Origin of the sequence: Clostridium tyrobutyricum DSM 2637 = ATCC 25755 = JCM 11008, assembly GCF_000359585.1 — a bacterium.
GTDB classification, from domain to species: Bacteria; Bacillota; Clostridia; order Clostridiales; family Clostridiaceae; genus Clostridium_B; species Clostridium_B tyrobutyricum.
In genome coordinates, this window is sequence record NZ_APMH01000002.1 from 141833 (window position 1) to 162833 (window position 21001).

21 protein-coding genes, 2 tRNA genes and 1 riboswitch are annotated in these 21001 nt (G+C 31.7%); of the genes, 1 reads left to right on the top strand and 22 read right to left on the bottom strand.

The annotated features are described in order from the left end of the window. Positions 1–94: 94 nt before the first annotated feature. From J418_RS0101780 to J418_RS0101805, 6 genes are all read right to left on the bottom strand, one after another. A complete protein-coding gene (locus J418_RS0101780) occupies positions 95–751 on the bottom strand; it encodes a ComF family protein (protein ID WP_017751487.1) in 657 nt (218 codons plus the stop codon). Next, the gene (locus J418_RS0101785; RefSeq protein ID WP_017894685.1) at positions 748–1770 is read right to left on the bottom strand and encodes a hypothetical protein; all 1023 of its coding nucleotides are present in this window, start codon (positions 1768–1770) and stop codon (positions 748–750) included. The genes J418_RS0101780 and J418_RS0101785 overlap by 4 nt, the downstream gene beginning before the upstream one ends. Beyond that, positions 1697–3991, bottom strand: a complete 2295-nt coding sequence (gene recD2, locus J418_RS0101790) for an SF1B family DNA helicase RecD2 (protein WP_017751489.1) — start codon at positions 3989–3991, stop codon at positions 1697–1699. The genes J418_RS0101785 and recD2 overlap by 74 nt, the downstream gene beginning before the upstream one ends. 117 nt (positions 3992–4108) lie before the next feature. Then, on the bottom strand, positions 4109–5284 hold the full coding sequence (gene metK / locus J418_RS0101795; protein ID WP_017751490.1) for a methionine adenosyltransferase: 1176 nt from the start codon (positions 5282–5284) through the stop codon (positions 4109–4111). A gap of 68 nt (positions 5285–5352) precedes the next feature. Then, positions 5353–5451: riboswitch (SAM riboswitch) on the bottom strand. Between the two features lie 42 nt (positions 5452–5493). Then, a tRNA-Tyr gene (locus J418_RS0101800) sits at positions 5494–5578 on the bottom strand. A 5-nt stretch (positions 5579–5583) separates the two neighbouring features. Further along, positions 5584–5659: transfer RNA gene (locus tag J418_RS0101805), tRNA-Thr, on the bottom strand. Between the two features lie 287 nt (positions 5660–5946). Between J418_RS0101805 and yyaC the strand changes: the two genes are divergently transcribed. Beyond that, positions 5947–6489: a spore protease YyaC gene (gene yyaC, locus J418_RS0101810; protein WP_017751788.1), complete on the top strand. Its 543-nt coding sequence runs from the start codon at positions 5947–5949 to the stop codon at positions 6487–6489. A 58-nt stretch (positions 6490–6547) separates the two neighbouring features. Here yyaC and mreB read toward each other — a convergent pair whose 3' ends face one another. The 16 genes from mreB to J418_RS0101890 all read right to left on the bottom strand — a co-directional run bounded on the left by mreB (position 6548) and on the right by J418_RS0101890 (position 20876). Further along, complete coding sequence (gene mreB / locus J418_RS0101815; RefSeq protein WP_017751787.1) at positions 6548–7576, bottom strand: rod shape-determining protein; 1029 nt, start codon at positions 7574–7576, stop codon at positions 6548–6550. Positions 7577–7667: 91 nt separating this feature from the next. Continuing rightward, entirely contained in the window at positions 7668–7922 is a 255-nt protein-coding gene (gene spoIIID, locus J418_RS0101820) for a sporulation transcriptional regulator SpoIIID (RefSeq protein WP_017751786.1), read from the bottom strand. Positions 7923–8082: 160 nt separating this feature from the next. Continuing rightward, positions 8083–8802, bottom strand: coding sequence for a M23 family metallopeptidase (locus J418_RS0101825; RefSeq protein WP_017751785.1), 720 nt, complete (start codon positions 8800–8802; stop codon positions 8083–8085). Between the two features lie 92 nt (positions 8803–8894). Continuing rightward, positions 8895–9911 carry a stage II sporulation protein D gene (spoIID, locus tag J418_RS0101830; RefSeq protein ID WP_017894686.1) on the bottom strand — a complete coding sequence of 339 codons (1017 nt, stop codon included), beginning with the start codon at positions 9909–9911 and terminating at the stop codon, positions 8895–8897. 157 nt (positions 9912–10068) lie between these two features. After that, positions 10069–11328, bottom strand: coding sequence for a UDP-N-acetylglucosamine 1-carboxyvinyltransferase (murA, locus tag J418_RS0101835; RefSeq protein ID WP_017894687.1), 1260 nt, complete (start codon positions 11326–11328; stop codon positions 10069–10071). A gap of 52 nt (positions 11329–11380) precedes the next feature. Continuing rightward, entirely contained in the window at positions 11381–12139 is a 759-nt protein-coding gene (locus J418_RS0101840; protein WP_017894688.1) for a hypothetical protein, read from the bottom strand. A gap of 169 nt (positions 12140–12308) precedes the next feature. Beyond that, positions 12309–12707 (bottom strand): F0F1 ATP synthase subunit epsilon, encoded by a 399-nt coding sequence (locus J418_RS0101845; RefSeq protein ID WP_017751781.1) that lies wholly within the window; start codon positions 12705–12707, stop codon positions 12309–12311. A gap of 31 nt (positions 12708–12738) precedes the next feature. Further along, entirely contained in the window at positions 12739–14136 is a 1398-nt protein-coding gene (atpD, locus tag J418_RS0101850) for a F0F1 ATP synthase subunit beta (protein ID WP_017751780.1), read from the bottom strand. A gap of 12 nt (positions 14137–14148) precedes the next feature. Beyond that, positions 14149–14997 (bottom strand): ATP synthase F1 subunit gamma, encoded by an 849-nt coding sequence (atpG, locus tag J418_RS0101855; RefSeq protein WP_017751779.1) that lies wholly within the window; start codon positions 14995–14997, stop codon positions 14149–14151. Between the two features lie 22 nt (positions 14998–15019). Then, on the bottom strand, positions 15020–16534 hold the full coding sequence (gene atpA, locus J418_RS0101860) for a F0F1 ATP synthase subunit alpha (protein ID WP_017751778.1): 1515 nt from the start codon (positions 16532–16534) through the stop codon (positions 15020–15022). A gap of 10 nt (positions 16535–16544) precedes the next feature. Then, the gene (locus J418_RS0101865) at positions 16545–17084 is read right to left on the bottom strand and encodes a F0F1 ATP synthase subunit delta (RefSeq protein WP_017894689.1); all 540 of its coding nucleotides are present in this window, start codon (positions 17082–17084) and stop codon (positions 16545–16547) included. Positions 17085–17086: 2 nt separating this feature from the next. Next, on the bottom strand, positions 17087–17566 hold the full coding sequence (locus J418_RS0101870) for a F0F1 ATP synthase subunit B (RefSeq protein ID WP_017894690.1): 480 nt from the start codon (positions 17564–17566) through the stop codon (positions 17087–17089). 56 nt (positions 17567–17622) lie between these two features. Further along, positions 17623–17862, bottom strand: coding sequence for an ATP synthase F0 subunit C (gene atpE, locus J418_RS0101875; protein WP_017751775.1), 240 nt, complete (start codon positions 17860–17862; stop codon positions 17623–17625). Positions 17863–17942: 80 nt separating this feature from the next. Further along, positions 17943–18644 carry a F0F1 ATP synthase subunit A gene (locus J418_RS0101880; protein ID WP_017751774.1) on the bottom strand — a complete coding sequence of 234 codons (702 nt, stop codon included), beginning with the start codon at positions 18642–18644 and terminating at the stop codon, positions 17943–17945. Between the two features lie 33 nt (positions 18645–18677). Further along, the gene (locus J418_RS0101885) at positions 18678–19043 is read right to left on the bottom strand and encodes an ATP synthase subunit I (RefSeq protein ID WP_017751773.1); all 366 of its coding nucleotides are present in this window, start codon (positions 19041–19043) and stop codon (positions 18678–18680) included. Between the two features lie 651 nt (positions 19044–19694). Further along, positions 19695–20876, bottom strand: a complete 1182-nt coding sequence (locus J418_RS0101890) for an acetyl-CoA C-acetyltransferase (RefSeq protein WP_017751772.1) — start codon at positions 20874–20876, stop codon at positions 19695–19697. Positions 20877–21001 lie beyond the last annotated feature (125 nt).

Genomic DNA, 21001 nt, shown 5'->3' on the forward strand with positions numbered 1-21001 from the left:
ACCATGCTCGTCAAACATTTTATTTGATTTACGTGGATCGCTTTGCCTGCGACTGGCATCGACTTTCAACCACAGACCTAACTTAACATATTAATTATACCCTACTTTTGGCACCAGTCAATATCGTAACTTTATTTGAACCATTATTTTTCAGTTCCGATGCGCAATAAAATGCAGTAGCTCCAGTAGTTATAACATCGTCAACAAGTAAAATGTTTTTATTTTTTACCATATCTTTATCTACAATTTTAAAACTATCTTTTATATTACTCCATCTGTCTTCTTTACTCAATCCTATTTGATCTTTTGTACTTCTCCTTTTTTGGATACAGCATTTAACCGGTTTTCTTAAATAGCCTTTAAGTATACTAGCTAAATACTTGCTTTGATTATACCCTCTTCTTTTTTCATCCTTTTTTGTCATGGGAACATAAGTTATGATATCAAATACTATATTGTTCTTTTTTATAACATCATACATATATGCAGCTATAACTTCTCCAGATTTAAAAGAATTCTTATATTTCAATTTTCCTATAAGCTCTTTCATACTTCCTGAGTAATATGAAGCACTATAAAAATCAAATTTTGTATTTTGGTATTCCAATTGGTTTTTGTTTTCACAGCTCATTATACCTTTTCTGCATGAATTACATATGAATTCATCGGAATATAGATCATATCCACACAATAAACATTTCTCATCATCACAATAAATAGTTGACAGCAAACAATCTTTTAAAAATTTCAAACTTTCAATAATCCCATGTTCCATGCTTCTTTGTTAAAATTTCTAGCTATACATTTGGCCTTTTCCATCTCTTTCGTCTCATAATTAGCTAAAAATATAACTTCTCCTTTTAAATTTTTCTTATCTCGCGCTACACTTGCACATAAATATATAAATTCTTTATAGTTAAAACTCTTATTGTCTGCGAAATATATCATTATATCAGAATTCTCTATATGACTAATTAGATCTCCAAAATAATCTGTAATTAACACTGCATTTTCCATATTAAAAAATTTTGAAATTACTTTTTCATCAGGTCTTTCCCTTTCAAAACACATTATATTTTTCAAAATATATTTGCAATATTGTCTTATGTATGAACTTACTTCCCTGACTTTTATATAATCAGGAACGTATATTATAACTTTTCTCCCTGCATTTATAGACCATTTTAAATAATCATAAATTACAAATGGTATATCTTTACTTATATTAATTCTAGTAATTACTGTCCTTGGCTCAACTATTGGGAATTTATTGTTTTTAAGAGGTATAATAATATAATCAGCATTTTTTAATATCTCTTCTATTGAATATGAAATTATTCTACTATTTTCATAAGCTAGTTTATCCAATATATCTAGTATTTCATATCTATTGTGGTATGAGAAACTACTTATATCATCGTAGATAATCAAATCAAATTTTTGATCAATCTTTGTTGCTGTTTCCAGGCTGCATATTTTTAAATTTGAATTATTATTTGTAAACTTTTTTATATAACTATAATCTTTTAAATTAGTATATTTCTTTATATTTGATATAATGCTTATCTGTCCCGGCTTTTCATCTGTTATATATATTACTTTTTTATCCTCTTTCATATATTTTTGAATAATTTCTATAAATATTTCTGTAGAATTATATGGAACAGATATTATATTTAAAAATTTTTTCTTTCCATTAATCCATTTTATTATATCCTGTTCTACTCTTGTCTTCTCCTCTCCAAGGTGCATCTTTTTCCAAAGCAACATTATCTTCACTCTCCATTATATCCATTATTCTATTTTTTAATAAAGAATATCTGTCGAAACTCTTGTTGTTGTCTATCATAAATTTTAGCGCCTTTAACTCACCAACCAGTACAACCATTTGTTTTGCCCTGGTTACAGCTGTATATAGAAGATTCCTATTCATCAAAAAACTTGATCCCATAAATACAGGCATGACTATTACCGGGAATTCGCTTCCTTGACTTTTGTGTATGGTTACTGCATAAGCCAAAGTTAACTCATCTAAGTATATATTATCATACATAACTCTTTTTTCATCATCAAAAATTACTGATAAAGTATTATTTTCATTATTTATACTCTCTACGTAACCTACATCCCCATTAAATATTCCCAATCCGCTTTCTTCTCCACTGTTTAGAATTGATTCCCATTTTAACGAATAATTGTTCTTTGTCTGCATCACCTTATCCCCAACTCTAAATAGTACATTTCTAAATTCCTTTTCATTTTTATCTTTACTTTTACAATTCAAAACATTTTGAAGTCTGTTATTTAAATTAAGAACTCCAAGAATACCTTTTCTCATAGGTGAAACTACTTGAATATCACTTAATTTATTCCATGATTTATTAAAGCCAGGCAGTCTTTTGTCAACCAATTGAATCAATGTATCCAGTATTTTATTCTGGTCATCACATTTTATGAAGTAAAAGTCCTTATCCTTTTTATTTAAAAACGGCATCATACCAGAATTTATTCTATGTGCATTTACTATTATCATACTTTCTTTGGATTGTCTGAATATCTCTTTTAACCTAACTACTTTAATGCACTTGCTTTCTATAAAATCCTTAAGTACATTTCCTGGTCCAACTGAAGGAAGTTGATCTACATCTCCTACTATTATAACTCTAGTGCCAATAGAAATTGCCTTAAGTAAATTATTCATAAGAATTATATCTATCATGGATGCTTCATCTACAATCACTACATCACATTCCAGTGTAATATCTTCACTTCTAGAAAACATAATTTCATCTTCATCACTAGATGCATTCATTTCTAAAAGCCGGTGTATAGTTTTTGCCTCTCTATTTGCAGATTCTGACATTCTCTTTGCAGCCCTTCCTGTAGGTGCTGCCATAAATACCCTTAGCTTTGCCTTTTCAAATATTTTGGTAATACAATTTATTATAGTAGTCTTTCCCGTACCAGGTCCTCCTGTTATTATTTCCACTCCATTTTCCACTGCACCTATTATAGCTTTTTTTTGTGATTCTGCAAATTGTATATTATTTTGTGATTCAAATTCTGAAATTTCTTTATCTATATCTAATTCAATTTCATCATACTCACTAAATGACAAATATAATATTTTTTTTGTCACACTAAGCTCGCAATAATAATAAATAGGTAAGAATACACAGATATTATCTTCAAATTTCTCCAATTTTATAGTTCCTTTAAGTGAGCTGTCATATATATTTTCTTCTATCTCATCTTTTGTCACCTCAAGTACATCCAGCGCTTCTTCCTCTAATTTTTTTAACGGCATATATGTGTTGCCAAAATTACAAAACTTACTTACTATATATTTAATACCACTCTGAATTCTAAATGGTGAATTGCCTTCTATTCCCAAACTTCTAGCTATTCTATCAGCAATTTTAAAGCCTATGCCTGATATTTCTTCCGTAAGTACATATGGATTTTCCTTAACTGTTTTTATAGATGCTGCTCCAAACTTCTTATGTATCTTTACACATTGATTTGGAGTAACCCCATAAGTTTGTAAAAATATCATTATATTTCTTACTTCTACTTGTTTTGAATAGGATTTACAAATTAAATCTATCTTTTTTTGTCCAATACCTTCTATCTCTCTAAGTCTTTCTATATGATTATCCAATACATCTAATGTATCTTCACCAAATCTCTCTACTATTTTCTTTGCAGTTACAGGTCCTATGCCCGATATTGCCCCAGATGATAAGTATCTTTCTATTCCAGTGGAACTAGTTGGCAATATCTCCTCAGAATATTTAATTTTAAGCTGCCTGCCAAACTTGGGATGGACTGACCAGTCTCCCGTTAACTTTAAATTTTGTCCTTCCATAATAAATGGTATACTGCCTACTATAACTGTAATTCCATCTTTTCCCTTTATTCTGGCAACTGTATATCCATTTTTCTCATTTTGATATACTATTTCATCTACAATACCTTGTAACTCCTGCATAGAATCTCCCTACTTTTTTAAGATAGTTATAATACATACAATTATATCATAATATTATATTAAATTGATTTTAACTTAAAAAGCACGTATCCATTTATGGATACGTGCCAAGAAATATTATAAATATTTCTTTATTTCATTCACTCTATTCAATTTTTCCCAAGGAACATCTATATCTGTTCTTCCAAAGTGTCCATAAGCTGCTACTTGTCTATATATAGGCCTTCTTAAATCCAAATCTCTTATTATAGCTCCCGGTCTCAAATCAAATACTTTATTTACTATTTCAACTATTTTATCTTCTGAAATTTTTCCTGTACCAAAAGTATCTGCTGTTATAGATACAGGTTGTGCTACACCTATGGCATAAGCCAACTGCAACTCTAGCTTGTCTGCTACTCCTGCTGCCACTAGGTTCTTAGCAACCCATCTTGCTGCATATGCAGCAGATCTATCAACCTTAGTTGGGTCTTTTCCTGAGAAAGCTCCGCCGCCATGTCTTCCGTATCCACCATATGTATCAACTATTATCTTTCTTCCTGTAAGTCCTGAATCTCCTTGAGGACCTCCTACAACAAATCTACCTGTCGGATTTATGAAATATTTAGTTTTGCTGTCCAAAAATTCTGCTGGTATAATAAATTTTATTACATTTTCAATTATATCTTCTCTTATCTGTTCTTGAGTTACATGTGGGTCATGCTGAGTAGATACAACTACTGTATCTATTCTAACAGGCTTATCATTTTCATATTCTACAGTTACCTGAGTTTTACCATCTGGTCTCAAATAAGATAATATACCTTCTTTTCTTACATCCGCCAATCTCTTAGAAAGCTTATGTGCCATACTTATTGGAAGTGGCATGTATTCTTCAGTTTCATTTGTAGCAAAACCAAACATCATTCCCTGATCTCCAGCTCCAATAGCATCTATTTTATCCATCTTACCTGATTTAGCTTCAAAAGCTTCATCTACACCCATGGCTATATCAGAAGATTGCTCATCTATAGAGGATATTACAGAACAAGTATCACAATCAAAACCATATTTAGCTCTAGTATATCCTATTTCTCTTACAGTCTTTCTAACTATTTTAGGTATGTCTACGTAACACTTAGTTGATATTTCACCCATAACTAAAATCATTCCGGTAGTAGTTATTGTCTCACAAGCTACTCTTCCATTGGGATCCTGACTTAATATAGAATCAAGGATAGCATCTGAAATTTGATCACACATTTTATCTGGATGTCCTTCTGTAACTGACTCAGATGTGAATAGTTTTCTCATATTTCTTACCTCCGTTTGTGTAAAATAAAAAACCTCTTCGTAAGAAGAGGTTAATAAACTTAACTACTCTCTTATCTTGCAGTAATTCTGCAGGAATTGGCACCTTAGTAATATTACTGGTTGCCGGGTTTCACAGGGCCCTTTCCCTCCACCTCTCTCGATAAGAGTTTTAAATTGTAAAATAAAAAACACTTGTAAGTGTTTTTTTATGGTGGAGGAAGATGGATTCGAACCATCGAAGTCAATGACAACAGATTTACAGTCTGCCCCCTTTAGCCACTCGGGAATTCCTCCGCATTTGGTGCTGACAGTAGGCATCGAACCCACGACCTACTGATTACAAGTCAGTTGCTCTACCAGCTGAGCTATGCCAGCGTATGATTAATATTTTGGCAATCAATAAAAATCCATAAATAACAAATTCATTACCGTAAATTAGTATACATGGTCAATATAATATTTTCAAATTTTATATACGACCATTTTCATAAATTACATAGTATTATAACCATTTTTCTCCGTTTTCCTTCTAATATCGTACATTAACAATTACAGCATTTATATCCTATTTATTAAAAAATATTGTATTACATTCTATTTTTTTAATTATGTCATATAAATTATATATAGCATTCAACACATAAATTAAAGAGGTGAACACTTTGAATAAAGTAAAATCTAACTATAAAAGTAAATTGGCTTACTACAAGTTAGCATATTTTTTAAAAGATTATATTAATGAAAATACTGTAATAGTTTGTATTGGAACAGACAAATACATAGGAGACTGCCTTGGCCCTTTGGTAGGTACACTTCTTAAAACAAATCATTTTCCCCTACCAGTGTATGGTACAATTGAAGATCCAATACATGCTTTAAATATTGATAATAAATTAAATGAAATAAGGTTAAATCATGAAAATTATAATATTATAGGTATAGATGCCTGTCTAGGCAATCGAGAAAATATAGGTGAGATACAAGCTAGAGATTTCCCGATTCATCCTGGAAAAGGTGTTGGTAAATCTCTGCCCAATGTAGGAGAATCATCAATAGTAGGTATAGTTGATTCAAATGCCAATGAAAATATATTTAGCTGTACTAATAATATAAGATTAAGTTTAATTTTATCCATGGCAAAAGTTATACTTCGTTCTTTAATGCATGGATACTATTTATACTATAATGATGATTTACTTGTATAGATAAAAATCTAACTTACTAGAAATTAATTCAAACTAATAAATTAGATTTAAATGAATATTAGTCTATAAGAGTTATATCATCACCACTAAATGTAAGCTCCATTTTGTCCAAATATTCAAGTACTTTGCCTGTACCAATAGCTACACATGATACTGCATCTTCAGCTACATATACCGGTACACGTGTGACCTCCTGTATCAGCTCATTTAACCCATTTAAAAGAGATCCCCCTCCAGTCATGACAATACCTTTATTAGAAATATCTGCTGCCAATTCTGGGGGCGTCTTTTCAAGTACTGCATGGGTTGTATCAGCTATTGCATTTATGGTATATTTTAGTGCATCTCTTATTTCAGTAGATGATACTGCTATATTTTTAGGAAGACCTGTAACTAGATCTCTACCCCTTATTTCCATACCAATTTCACTGTCTGGCTTATATGCAGAACCTATATTTATCTTTAATTCCTCCGCAGTTCTCTCTCCTATCATAAGTTTATGTTCTTTTCTTATATATTTCATTATTGATTCATCAAACTTGTCTCCAGCTATCTTAATAGAAGATCTTACAACAATACCACCCAAGGATATTACAGCAACATCAGTAGTTCCTCCACCTATATCAATAACCATATTTCCCTCTGGTTTTGTTATATCAATACCAGCACCTATGGCTGCTGCTAATGGTTCTTCAATCAAAAACACTTTTTTGGCACCTGCATTTTGTGCTGCATCAATTACAGCCCTCTTTTCAACTTCTGTAGCCTCACAAGGGACACAAACTACAACTCTAGGAGTAATTCTTTTTTTACCACAAGCTTTTCCTATAAAATATTTCAGCATCTTTTCAGTTACATCATAATCAGATATAACTCCATCTCTGAGTGGTCGTATAGCCACAATATTGCCAGGTGTCCTTCCAATCATCTGCCATGCTTCTTCGCCTACAGCCAGTACCTTATTTTGGTTCTTGTCTATTGCAACTACTGATGGTTCCTTTAATATTACACCTTTTCCTTTAATATAAACAAGTATTGTAGCTGTACCTAAATCAATTCCCATATCTGTTCCTATACTAAAAAACATTCCTTTTTCACTCCTACTCTCCCTTTCTTTTCATTGCAAAATTACATATCACTATTAAGTTTATCATATTATAATTATAATAGGAATGTTTTTAACCTTCAATAGCCTTATATTTCATTTTAGTTGCATTACCACCCCTAATATGTCTTTCTGCTTTATTAAAGTCCAATATGGTTTTTGCCTCTTTTGCTATCTGAGGATTTATTTTTGGAAGTCTTTCAGTCATATCCTTGTGTATAGTACTTTTGCTAACGCCAAAAACCTTTGCCGTTTTCCTAATAGTAGCCCTTGATCCTATTATATATTTAGCTACCTCTAAAACTCTTTCTTCAATATAATCTTTCAATTTATTTCAACTCCTCTATAAATTCTGAATTAATAATCAAAAGTTCAGTTTATTATTAATTAATTTTCAATACATAAAATTTCTATTATAATAAATACAAAAAGTATTTTAATTTTCTTTTTCTATGAGCCATTTCTTTATTTAAAGAAATGGCTGAAACTTAATATTTTATATATTTTCCTGGATCAACAAAGCTATTTCCTTTTAAAACAGCAAAATGAAGATGATCGCCATATTTTTCATAACCAGATCTAAGGCTAGTATTTCCAACTACTCCTATCACTTGACCTTTTGATATATTCTGACCTTTAGAAACCTTTAAGTTAGGATCTAAGTTTGAATATACTGTCTTCAATCCATTTTGATGATTTATAATTACTTGAACTCCATCTTGAGTATTAGTATCCACTTCTTCTACTCTTCCAGTCATGGCAGCAAATACTGGTTTGCCAATAGGAACTTGTATATCATATCCTAAATTTGGCCTATAAGTTCCTGTAGAATCCCAATATACTGGATCTGTTGAAAATCCTCTTGCTATATTCCCTTCTACTGGCTTTTGAAAAGTCGTACTAACTGAATTTGACACTCCTTTTGAAGGTTCTTGCTTTTGAGAATTAGCATTTGTTCTACTTTCTGCTTTACTACTTTTTTTAACTTGAAGGGCATTATCATATTTATCTTCTAACTTGGCCGTATCCTTACTCTTATTCTGTGATTGAGATATAGCAGCTCTGTTTTTTTGTTCAGCTTGATTTCTAGTATTCTTAGCTGTTAAATAAGCTGCCGTAGCTGCAACACAAAGACAGATAAATAATATTATATAAAAGCCCTCCTTTTTCAAAAAACTAAATGGTCTTTTAATAAAATTTTTGTTCATATCAACACCTCCTTCTTGTAGTTTGTCCAGAGTATAGAAAAAAATACATGTTTTGTAAAATTTAATCAAAAAAATAGCAGTGTTTTTAACTGCTATTTAATATCACTAATTTTTTCTATTTTCACTCCACTATAATAGTGGCAAAGTATGTCTTTATAATTCTTTCCTTTTTTGCCCATAATATTAGCGCCCCATTGACTCATACCAACATCATGTCCATATCCTAAACATTGAATATAAACTTTACTACTGCTAAAGCTTATACTAAAATTAGCTGAATTAAGTCCCATTAACATTCTAAATTTTGTACCTGCTATAGTAATTCCACCAAGCTTTATTTGTTTTACAGAACCCGCTTCTGTTCTATCCTCTATTTTTATTTGAGAACTTAAATTTTGTATGGATAATCTAGCTTTTGGATACTGCGAATTAACCTTACCTACAAACTCTTGCAGGGAAAATGTATTTGATGTTTTATATTTTGTAGCTATTTCTTCTCCCGGACTTTTTACACTTTTTAAATACCCAATATCTGAATTAAAAGCCTCACTGGCATCTTCCGTAACTCCACTGCTTGTAGAAAAATAATAGGGTTCTTTAACCAATTTACCATTATAAGTTAAAATTTCCCCCTGGGTAGATTCTGAGGCATCTACTACTTTGTTCCAATATGTATTGCCATACTTTAAAGGCCATTTTTCCATTCTTTCCTGCTTTGGCATAAAAACTTGGCATTTAGGAGTATCACATACATCGGCTCCAGTATTACTTTTATACTTTATACCTCCATACTGTTCCATATGGGCTAAAGCAAAGGTCCTGGCTGCTACAGCTTGTGCTTTAAGTGCCTCTTCCGAAAAGTTTGCCGGCATTTCCCCTGCCACTACTCCTGCTACATAATCTTCTATGGGTATTTCTTCCACCCTGTTTTCTTTAGTTATATAAACCTTGATTTTATCCGCATACCTTTCCTTGGATATTATATTTTTAGAGTTTATAAAAAAATCTGGCAAGTTTTTAATCTGTCTATACTGGAAACCAACTATAATTAATGACATTAAGATTATAAAGGTTGAGAACATCCCTATTAAAATAAATATTCTCTTCAATACTAACGGACTCCTCTCAATTATACCTGCAATGTTATAGTACCATCGCAGGCTTAAATTATAAAAACTTTAGATATTGTGCTATTTCCCAAACAATATAATTTATGATGAATCCGAAGAGAATATTACAAAAAATTTTTTAATATGGACTTTTATATCAGTTGACTACCCTTGCGATATCTGCACCAAGAGCCTTGAATTTATTTTCAATACTTACATATCCTCTATCCACATGGTATATATCTGATATTTCTGTTTCTCCCTCTGCAGCAAGGCCGCAAAGTATGAGTGCTGCACCTGCTCTAAGATCTGTAGCTCTTACTTCTGCTCCTGTAAGTCTTGGAACCCCCTCAATAACGGCACTTCTACCATCTATTTTTATATTGGCTCCCATTCTTTTCATTTCAGCTGCATGCATGAATCTATTTTCAAATATAGTTTCAGTTACTATACTTGTGCCAGTTACTGTAGCTAATAAGCCAGTAATTTGAGACTGCATATCTGTAGGAAATCCCGGATATGGCATCGTCTTTACATCTATTGGCTTCAAATCCCTATTGCCATCTACAATTACGCTGTTGCCATGAGGTTTTATATATACTCCTGCCTCAGTAAGTTTGGCAATTATAGGCTTTAGATATTCAAGGTTTACCCTGTTTATTTTAAACTTGCTCCTAGTTATTGCTGCTGCAACCATAAAGGTACCACATTCTATTCTGTCATTTATAGGATTATGAGTTGTTCCCTTTAACTCTTTTACTCCTATTATCCGGATAGTATCGCTACCGGCACCTATTATACTGGCACCCATATTATTTAAGAATTTTCCCAAATCTGCTATTTCAGGTTCTTCTGCAGCATTTTCTATTATAGTTTCGCCTTCTGCCATTACAGCTGCCATCATTATATTTTCTGTAGCTCCTACAGAAGGAAAATCTAAATATATATTGTTTCCAATTAACTTATCTACACTTGCCTCCACATAGCCATGCCCTACATCTATATTTGCACGAAGAGCATTAAATCCCTTAAGGTGCAAATCTATTGGTCTTGTTCCTATATTACATCCACCAGGTAAAGACAATTTAAAATGTCCAAATCTAGATATCATTGGCCCCATTATAAGAAATGAGGCCCTCATTTTTTTTACAAGTTCACTATCAGGCATAGAATCTCTAATATTTGAACTGTCTATTACTATTTTATTTGAATTCTTATCTATATTTATTTCTGCTCCAATGCTTTTTAATATATTGCTTATAACAAATACATCCTCCAACAATGGAACATCATCTATAATACATTTATCGCTACTTAATATACATGCTGCCATAATAGGCAATACTGCATTTTTAGCAGAACTTATCTTTACTTCTCCATGAAGTTTGTTTCCTCCCCTAACTATTATTTTACTCATTAATTGTCCTCCATTCTATAATTTCTGGTATGTTCTTTACTTGGATTAATCATCAATATGTCTCCATAATTTCTGGTGTTCCCATTATTAAATAAGTACCAGTAGAATATTCTACAACTGCAAAATTAAAATCAATTGGTGCTCCGTTACTATAGATTTTTTCATATTGACCTGTGTAGGCAGTAGAAGTATACCCATTTTCTATAGCTTCAGTATTTATCCTATTAACTCCGATAATTTTTAAAACATTTGTTACCTTTTTATAAGTTTCATCTATATTATTATTTTCCATTTTTATCTTAATATACCTATAAATCCTAACATTTTCTAATTTACTTCCCAGTATTTTATCTAAATTATTCTCTAATTGCTGAATCATATACTTGTTGTCTTTTTTAACTATATCAATCTTTACAATATTATGATCATCATATTGTGTACTTTCTATAAACCCATTGATGGAATTTCCTTGAAGTTCTATAGAATAACTTTCATTATTAGAAGATGTTTTCCTGCTCAATTTACCATACCTATTTATTTTATTAAATAATTCATCTACGGTTTTTCTCCTATCACTACGGCTGTCAAATTGAACCATAATACCATATTCTACAGTTCTTCCCTTTAATGATTTAATTATGTTACCAAATACATCTATCTTATTATGTGTATTTACTGATTTATTCTGAAAAAGTATCTCATTGGAATTGTTTTTTTCTTGAGTATATGTTTTGTTTGCTAATGATTTGAATGATAATGATAGTATAAATACTATACATAATGTAATTGAAAAGATAACCTTATTCTTCACGATCCGTCCCCCCTATTTATTTTAAAATTATGGACAGATCCAAAAATAATATTCACTATTTTAATATTTTATGCAATGCATCTACTACTAATATATAGTTGTTATAACTATATTGTGAATAAATCAGGTCAAAAAAGGTGCAGAGTAAATACTCTGCACCTTTTAATAATTATTTCAAGTTAATCCTGGCTAATGCTCTAGCTAACGCCATCTGAGCTCTCTTCACATCTATATTGTCCTTATGACTTCGCAGTCTTTCTTCTGCTCTTTTTTTAGCTTCTTCTGCTCTTTTTTTATCCACTTCATCTGGCCATTCGCAATCATCACACAAAATTTTTAGTTCGTTATTTTTTACTTCCAATATTCCACTGGAGGTAAACGCTGTTAGTTTTTTACCATCTTTTTGTGTGATTTCAGTATCAGCAGGTCGAAGCGTAGTTATTAAAGGCATATGATTTGGAAGAATTGCAATGCTACCTTCTATGCTTTCTGTTAATACTTCTACCACTTCTCCACTGTAAAATTCTCTTTCAGGAGTAAGGATAGTCAATTTTAAAGGTTCTGACATATTAATCTCCTTCTCTTACAACTAATATAATCTATTGAGCTTTATCCATGCTCTTAGCAGCTTCAACAACTTCTTCTATAGATCCCTTAAATAAGAAAGCTGTTTCTGGTAAATTATCGTATTTACCTTCAAGTATTTCTTTAAATCCTCTTATAGTCTCCTTTATTGGAACATATTTACCTTTATATCCTGTAAATTGTTCTGCAACAGAGAATGGTTGAGATAAAAATCTCTGGATTCTTCTAGCTCTTAAAACAACTAGTCTGTCTTCTTCTGAAAGTTCATCTACACCAAGTATTGCTATAATATCTTGAAGTTCACTATATCTCTCAAGTATGTGCTTAACTTTTGATGCTATATCATAGTGTTCTTTTCCTACAATTCTAGGGTCCAATATTCTTGATGTGGATCCCAATGGATCTACAGCAGGATAAATACCAATTTCTGATATGGATCTTGATAAAACTGTAGTAGCGTCAAGATGTGTAAATGTCGTTGCTGGTGCTGGGTCAGTCAAGTCATCTGCTGGAACATATACTGCTTGAACGGATGTAATAGAACCATTCTTGGTGGATGTTATTCTCTCCTGAAGAGCACCCATTTCTGTAGCAAGTGTTGGCTGATAACCAACCGCACTAGGTATTCTACCTAGAAGTGCGGAAACCTCAGAACCTGCCTGTGTAAATCTAAATATATTATCTATAAATAGAAGTACGTCCTGACCTTTATCTCTAAAATATTCAGCCATTGTAAGTCCTGTAAGAGCAACTCTCATTCTTGCTCCAGGTGGTTCATTCATTTGACCGAATACAAGTGCAGTCTTCTTTATAACTCCAGATTCCTGCATTTCATAATAAAGGTCATTTCCTTCTCTTGTTCTCTCTCCAACACCTGTGAATACAGATAATCCACCATGTTGTTTTGCTATATTGTTTATAAGTTCCTGTATAAGAACTGTTTTACCAACACCGGCACCACCAAATAATCCTATCTTTCCACCTCTTTGATATGGGGCAAGAAGATCTATAACTTTAATACCAGTTTCAAACATTTCAGGCTTTACAGACTGATCTTCAAAACTTGGTGGTAATCTGTGAATTGGATAGTAAGTATCTGTCTTTACTTCTCCCTTTTCATCTATAGCCTGACCTAACATATTGAAAAGTCTTCCTAAAACCGGTTCTCCTACAGGTACAGATATAGGCGCTCCTGTATCTACAGCATCCATACCCCTCATTAATCCATCTGTACTTTCCATTGAAATAGTTCTTACTATATCGTCACCTAAATGTTGGGAAACTTCTGTAACAACTTTTCTATCTCCAGATTGAATGTCTATAGCATTATATATATTAGGAAGGTTTTCTGGTTTGAATTTTATATCTATAACAGGTCCTATAACCTGAACAACTTTGCCTATATTTGGCATTAATGTCCCTCCTTACTTAAGAGCTTCTGCTCCTCCAACTATCTCAGTTATTTCCTGAGTTATAGCAGTTTGTCTCTCTCTATTATATTTAAGATTTAAACTTTCTAGTAAATCATTTGCATTTTTAGTTGATCCATCCATGGCTGTCATTCTTGATGCCTGTTCGCTAGCTTTTGAGTTCATCATGCAATTAAGCAGTTTTTGTTTTAAATGTGATAGAACCACATCATCTATCATATACTCTGCTGATGGCTCAAACTTCACAGAAACTCGCTTAGTTTCCTTGTTAGCTTCTAGAGGAAGTAATTTCTCAACAATTACATTTTGTCTAACAGTAGAAACAAATTTCGTATATGCTATATTAATTTCTCCTACTTCTCCATTTTTATAAAAATCGAGTGCTTTATATACTATGGTATTTGCTTCTTTCATGGTAGGAATATCCGGAATATCTACATATTCCGCCTCAGTTTTATAATGTAGTCTTTTAAAATACATTCTTCCCTTTTGTCCTACAGATATAAGAATAGAATTTTCTCTATCCTTTGACATTTTTGCATCCAATCCAGTTACAACACTATTATTAAATCCTCCACAAAGTCCTGTGTCTGAATTTAAACATATATATAATTTCTTTTTGCTTCCATTACCATGTATATAAATATTTCTTCCTTCAGCCTCTGAAACAAACTCATTTACAACAGAAGTAAATAACTCACAGTATTTATCATTTGCATCAAGCTTCTTTCTGACTTTTCTAAGATTAGCGGTGGCAATAAGTCCCATGGCATTTGTTATTTTCTGGGTACTGGTTACTGATTTAATTCTTCTCTTTATTGCAACAAGTCCTGCCCCTGCCATATTTCACCTCCCGCAAAGGAAATTACACCTCTGCTAAAAATATTTTTTTAAATTCTTCTATAGCACTTTCAATTTTATCGCTTAATTCATCAGATATAACTTTTTTCTGTACTATTTCCTGTCCTAGTTCTTTATGATGAGTATCCATATATTCAAGGAATTCTCCCTCAAATTGTACGATTTTTTCAACTGGTATATCCATTAAATGATTTCTACTAGCTGCAAATAATATAAGTATCTGATTTTCTACAGGCATTGGTTTATACTGAGGCTGCTTTAATATTTCCGTTAATCTCTTACCCTTTTCAAGTCTTCTCATAGACTCTTTATCAAGGTCAGAACCAAATTGAGCAAATGCTGCAAGTTCTCTATACTGTGCAAGATCCAATCTAAGTGTACCTGCTACTTGCTTCATAGCTTTAATCTGTGCATTACCACCAACTCTGGATACTGATATACCGGCGTTTATAGCTGGTCTTTGTCCTGCATAGAAAAGTTCTGTTTCAAGGAATATCTGTCCATCTGTTATTGAAATAACATTTGTTGGTATATATGCAGTAACATCTCCTGCCATAGTTTCTATTATAGGCAATGCTGTAATAGAACCTCCACCTAATTTATCTGATAATTTTGCAGCTCTTTCAAGTAATCTTGAATGTAAGTAGAATACATCTCCAGGATATGCTTCTCTTCCTGGTGGTCTACGAAGTAATAATGACATTTCTCTATAGGCAACTGCATGTTTGGATAAATCATCATATACTATAAGAACGTCCTTTCCCTTATGCATGAAATATTCACCTATAGTGCATCCTGCATAAGGAGCAATGTATTGAAGCGGTGCAGAATCCGATGCTGTAGCTGATACAACTACCGTATAGTCAATAGCACCCATCTCTGTCAAGTCATTTACTATATGTGCTACAGTAGATTGCTTTTGTCCTATAGCTACATATATACATATTACATCTTTTCCCTTTTGGTTTATTATAGTATCTATGGCAATAGCAGTTTTACCTGTTTGCCTGTCTCCTATAATTAATTCTCTTTGTCCTTTTCCAATTGGTATCATTGAATCTATAGCTTTTAATCCAGTCTGAAGTGGTTCATTAACAGACTGTCTAGTTATAACTCCTGGAGCTACAACTTCTACAGGCATAGTTTCTGAAGCTTTTATAGGGCCTTTACCGTCAATAGGTTGACCAAGAGCATTTACTACTCTTCCTACAACATCATCTCCTACTGGTACTTCAACAACTTTACCTGTACTTTTAACTGTATCTCCTTCTTTTATTCCCTCTTCAGAACCTAAAAGAACACAACCTACGTTGTCTTGTTCAAGGTTCAGAGCCATACCATAAACACCATTTGGGAACTCTAAAAGTTCATTTGCCATACACTTGTTAAGGCCATAAACTCTAGCAATACCATCACCAATTTGAATTATTGTACCTGAATCAACTGTTTTTAATTTCTTTTGATATTTCTGTATTTCATCTTTTATAATTGAAGTTATTTCTTCAGGTTTTATGTTCATAGGCTCACCTCTAATCTCTCTTAAGCATTATTTTTTTCATTTCAGAAAGCTTTGATTTTATCGTTCCATCAATAACTTCGTTATCTATATCAACATAGACACCGCCTATTATAGATGGATCCAATTCTGCTTTTATCAAAACTTTTTTATTGAATTTCTTTTCTAACTTATTTATCAATTCTTTTTCTTCATCTGGTTTTAAGGGAATTACTGTCTTTACTTTAGCAACAACAGTATTATTTTTTTCTAGATATATATTTTCAAATTCTTTGAAATTATTTTCAATACTCATAATTCTATCTTTTTGTATAAGAATCATTAAATATGAAAATATATCATCATCTACTCGTCCCTTAAAAATATCAGCAAATATTTTTTCTTTAGCTGTAGTACTGACTTCAGGATGTTCAACAATCTCTAACAATTTAGGATCATTTTTTATAAGTTTTACAACTTCTCTAAACTCTTCTAAATACTCTTTTACTTTTCCCTTTTCTTCTGCAATATTATAAATTGCAAGAGCGTATCTTCTATCTAAATATTCATACATAGTTAGATACCTACCTTAGCTATAAAATCTTTAATAAGTTTTCTATGTTGTGCTTCATCAATAGAACTTTCTAGAGCTTTTGATGATACTAAAACTGCCAAATCTACAACTTGATTCTTTATATCATCTTCTGCTTTCTGTTTTTCTCTTTCAGCTTCAGTTTTGGCCCTGTTAAGTATCAATTGGGCATCTTTCTGAGCATCGTCTACTATACCTTTAGAAACTTTGTCAGCTTTATTTTTATAATCCTCAACAATGGACTTACCTTCTTGTTTTGAATTAGCTACTAGTTTCTGATGCTTAACCAATAATTCTTCGGATTTCTTTTCATTTTCATTAGCATTTTTAATTTCAGAGTTGATCTCTTCCTGTCTTTTATCAATGGTATCACCAACTCGCTTAAAGAAAAAATGCTTCAAAATTAAAAACAATATTATAAAGTTTATTATTGTTATAATAACTCTAGTCCAATCAATTTCCATATTGAGTTTCAATCCTCCCCTCTAAATATCTATTAACTTGCTGGGGTATAATCAAATCAAACCTTAAATACTAAGATAAGAGCTATCAATAGTGAATATATAGCTGTTACTTCGGCTAAAGCTGCACTTACAAAGAAGGTACTAAGTATTTTACCACTTGCTTCTGGTTGTCTTGATACTCCTTCAACTGCTTTTCCAGCTGCAGTACCAACACCAATACCTCCTCCTAAGCATCCTATTGCTGCCAATCCTGCACCAATTGCTGCCATACCTGATATAAATGAATGTGCATCCATAATAAAAATCCTCCTTCAAATTTTTAAAATAATTTTAAAACTATAATTATTTAATAATTATTGTACTGTCTTTTTTATCCTTATGCCTCTTCGCCTTCTGCTTCTTCTGCTACAATCTTTATGTTCATCATTGTCAACATAACGAATACCAACATCTGTATTGATCCATCGAATAAATCGAAAAATCCATGTAAAGGAATAGGTATAATAAATTGTGCAGGCCAAGCTATGCCAGCTAGCCCTTTATATACCATTCCAACAATTACAGCACCTGCTGTCATATTACCAAATAGTCTTAAACTCAATGAAACTGGAAGAACCAATCTTTCTATAATGTTAATTGGAAGCAATGGTGCTGCTGGTTTACCATATGCCAACAAATAATGTCCTATTCCAGCCCTTCTAATTGCAGTATATTGAACCATTACAAAAGTTATAATTGCCAATCCTGCAGGAACACTTAAATCTTCACTAGGTGTCCTTACCCCTATAGCTAAAGGTCCAATATTAATTAATATAATGTATATAGCCAATGTTCCAATATAAGGTATAAAGGATTTATATTTCTTTCCCATATTTCCCTCAACCAGGTTCTTTACTGTATTATAAAGGAGCTCTGCTACGCTTTGTTTCCTATCAGGAATTTTTTTCATATTGCTCGTTATAACCAATGCAAATATAGCCAGTAATACGATTATAACCCATTGGGAAACAATACTAGATGTTATTGGGATCTTTAGTGAACCCAAATGTATTGTGAACAATGTTGAAAACTTCTCCACCTTATCACATCCTTTCCTTATAATAATAAATTGTCATTGATTATTTCTAATAACTGAATATATATATATTCCCAATAAATTGGAAGTATATCCAACTAGATAAGCAATAGTACTATATTTATCATAATTAAAGATTAAATATCCCACTACTGCAGCAATTATAATTCTTATTATAAAACCTATAATGTATAAAGATGCTGATGAATTTTTAAACTTTTCAAAAGCCAATCCACCTAATGCACTATTAATAAAGAAATTCAATACTGCTATAAGCACTCCAACCATTATAAAAAGGCCATAACTCTTGAATATTAACTGTCCTATAATGGATAGTATAATACCAAATATGATATTAATTATGGATACCTTCTTTATCATATAAACAATATCTTTATCCATGAAGTTCCTCCTAGAAGTAATTACTAACTTCTCAATAAATCTAAATATATTAAGATTATATCACAAAATAATACAATTTTCTCTAATAATTTATACAGTTTAAAGCTCATACAACAGACCACTTATACTGGTACCTCTTTTTAAATAAAAGCAAATTGTATTTTTAATATCAATCATTGTTACCTTACATGAGTTATTATATATCTAACTTTATAATTAATTAAAACATTAAATTTCATGATTTTAATTAGTATTCATTTATAATTACCAATTAAAACGTAAAACATGCCTATATATTATATATATAGGCATGTTTATTGTATTTATTGCATCAACTCAAAATATAAATCAGTATTATAAATAGTTAATTTTATCTTAAATATAAAAATTACTGCTATAATGATACGATTAGAAAATAATTTCAACATAATCTCAATATTATTCATAACAAACACTTACGCATATAAAGCTATGATAACGTTTAATATGTTATTGATATTATAATATAGCTTTACAATTGAAATCAAAAAAAGGCAACTGATTTCCATAAAATACAGGAATCAGTTGCCTTTTTTTCTATTTATATTTATCAGGGATACCACTTAAAGCTGTCTTTTTTAATAAAAATTTAATATTTTAAAATTTTGCTTATTATCTTTCAACGATTATAGCAGTTCCCATTCCACCGCCTATACATAATGTAGCTAAACCACGTTTTGAATCTCTTTTCTGCATTTCATAAAGCAAAGTAGTAAGTATTCTTGCGCCTGAAGCTCCAATAGGATGTCCAAGTGCTATTGCTCCTCCATTTACATTTACTTTGCTCATATCAAATTTCAAGTCTTTTGCAACAGCTAAACTCTGAGCAGCAAATGCTTCGTTTGCTTCTATTAAATCTAAATCATCTACAGTTAAATTAGCTTTTTTAAGTGCTAGTTTTGTAGCATGGAATGGTCCATATCCCATTATGCTAGGATCCAAGCCTTTTGATCCATAAGAAGTAATTTTAGCAAGTGGTTTAATTCCCAATTCTTTTGCTTTGTCTGCACTCATTATAACTAATGCTGCAGCTGCATCATTTATACCTGAAGCATTGGCAGCTGTAACAGTTCCACCATCCTTCTTAAATGCTGGTTTTAATTTTGATATTCCTTCGACAGTTACACCATCTCTAGGGAATTCATCAGTATCAAATACTATTTCTCCCTTTTTTCTATCCTTGATTACTACTGGAACTATTTCATCTTTAAACTTGCCAGATTTTATAGCTGCTACTGCTTTTTGTTGTGATGCAGCTGCAAATTCATCCTGCATTTGTCTTGTTATGTTCCACTTTTCTGCTATATTTTCAGCCGTAATACCCATGTGATAGTTATTAAAAGCATCCCAAAGTCCGTCTTTTACCATTTCATCTATAATCTTACCATCAAACATTCTTTGTCCCCATCTTGCACTAGGCATTACATATGGAGCAGCAGACATATTTTCCATTCCACCAGCTACAACGATATCATCATCGCCAGCTTTTATCATTTGAGCTGCTAAACTTACTGCTCTAAGTCCTGAACCACAAACTTTATTTATAGTAAATCCAGGGACTGTATTAGGTATACCTGATTTTATCAATGCTTGTCTTGCTGGATTCTGACCTAAACCTGCCTGTAATACATTACCCATTACAACTTCATCTACAAGTTCTGGTTTAACATTAGCTCTTTTTAATGCTTCTTTTATAACCAAAGCTCCTAAATCAGTTGCTGGAACTGACTTCAAGCTACCTCCAAATTTACCTATTGCTGTTCTAACGGCACTTGCAATTACAACTTCACTCATGACTATTCCTCCTAAATATTTATATTTTAAAATTTAAATTGATTACAAACCTTTTTACCAACAACTTCATTATACTAGATAATTAAAAATTTATCAATATTTTTGTTAAAAAAAACACAAAGTTT

What these genes read in the sequence shown, in the direction of transcription:
- atpG (WP_017751779.1), bottom strand. Translation starts at nt 14,997, where the DNA reads ATGGCAGGGGCAGGACTTGTTGCAATAAAGAGAAGAATTAAATCAGTA.
- metK (WP_017751490.1), bottom strand. Translation starts at nt 5,284, where the DNA reads ATGAGAAAACTATTCACATCTGAGTCAGTTACAGAAGGACATCCAGAT.
- J418_RS0101785 (WP_017894685.1), bottom strand. Translation starts at nt 1,770, where the DNA reads ATGTTGCTTTGGAAAAAGATGCACCTTGGAGAGGAGAAGACAAGAGTA.
- atpD (WP_017751780.1), bottom strand. Translation starts at nt 14,136, where the DNA reads ATGCCAAATATAGGCAAAGTTGTTCAGGTTATAGGACCTGTTATAGAT.
- J418_RS0101845 (WP_017751781.1), bottom strand. Translation starts at nt 12,707, where the DNA reads ATGTCAGAACCTTTAAAATTGACTATCCTTACTCCTGAAAGAGAATTT.
- J418_RS0101890 (WP_017751772.1), bottom strand. Translation starts at nt 20,876, where the DNA reads ATGAGTGAAGTTGTAATTGCAAGTGCCGTTAGAACAGCAATAGGTAAA.
- J418_RS0101885 (WP_017751773.1), bottom strand. Translation starts at nt 19,043, where the DNA reads ATGGATAAAGATATTGTTTATATGATAAAGAAGGTATCCATAATTAAT.
- J418_RS0101865 (WP_017894689.1), bottom strand. Translation starts at nt 17,084, where the DNA reads ATGTATGAATATTTAGATAGAAGATACGCTCTTGCAATTTATAATATT.
- murA (WP_017894687.1), bottom strand. Translation starts at nt 11,328, where the DNA reads ATGAGTAAAATAATAGTTAGGGGAGGAAACAAACTTCATGGAGAAGTA.
- atpA (WP_017751778.1), bottom strand. Translation starts at nt 16,534, where the DNA reads ATGAACATAAAACCTGAAGAAATAACTTCAATTATAAAAGATGAAATA.
- mreB (WP_017751787.1), bottom strand. Translation starts at nt 7,576, where the DNA reads ATGTTTTTTAGTATAGGAACAGATATGGGAATTGATTTAGGTACAGCT.
- atpE (WP_017751775.1), bottom strand. Translation starts at nt 17,862, where the DNA reads ATGGATGCACATTCATTTATATCAGGTATGGCAGCAATTGGTGCAGGA.
- J418_RS0101825 (WP_017751785.1), bottom strand. Translation starts at nt 8,802, where the DNA reads ATGAACAAAAATTTTATTAAAAGACCATTTAGTTTTTTGAAAAAGGAG.
- J418_RS0101870 (WP_017894690.1), bottom strand. Translation starts at nt 17,566, where the DNA reads ATGGAAATTGATTGGACTAGAGTTATTATAACAATAATAAACTTTATA.
- recD2 (WP_017751489.1), bottom strand. Translation starts at nt 3,991, where the DNA reads ATGCAGGAGTTACAAGGTATTGTAGATGAAATAGTATATCAAAATGAG.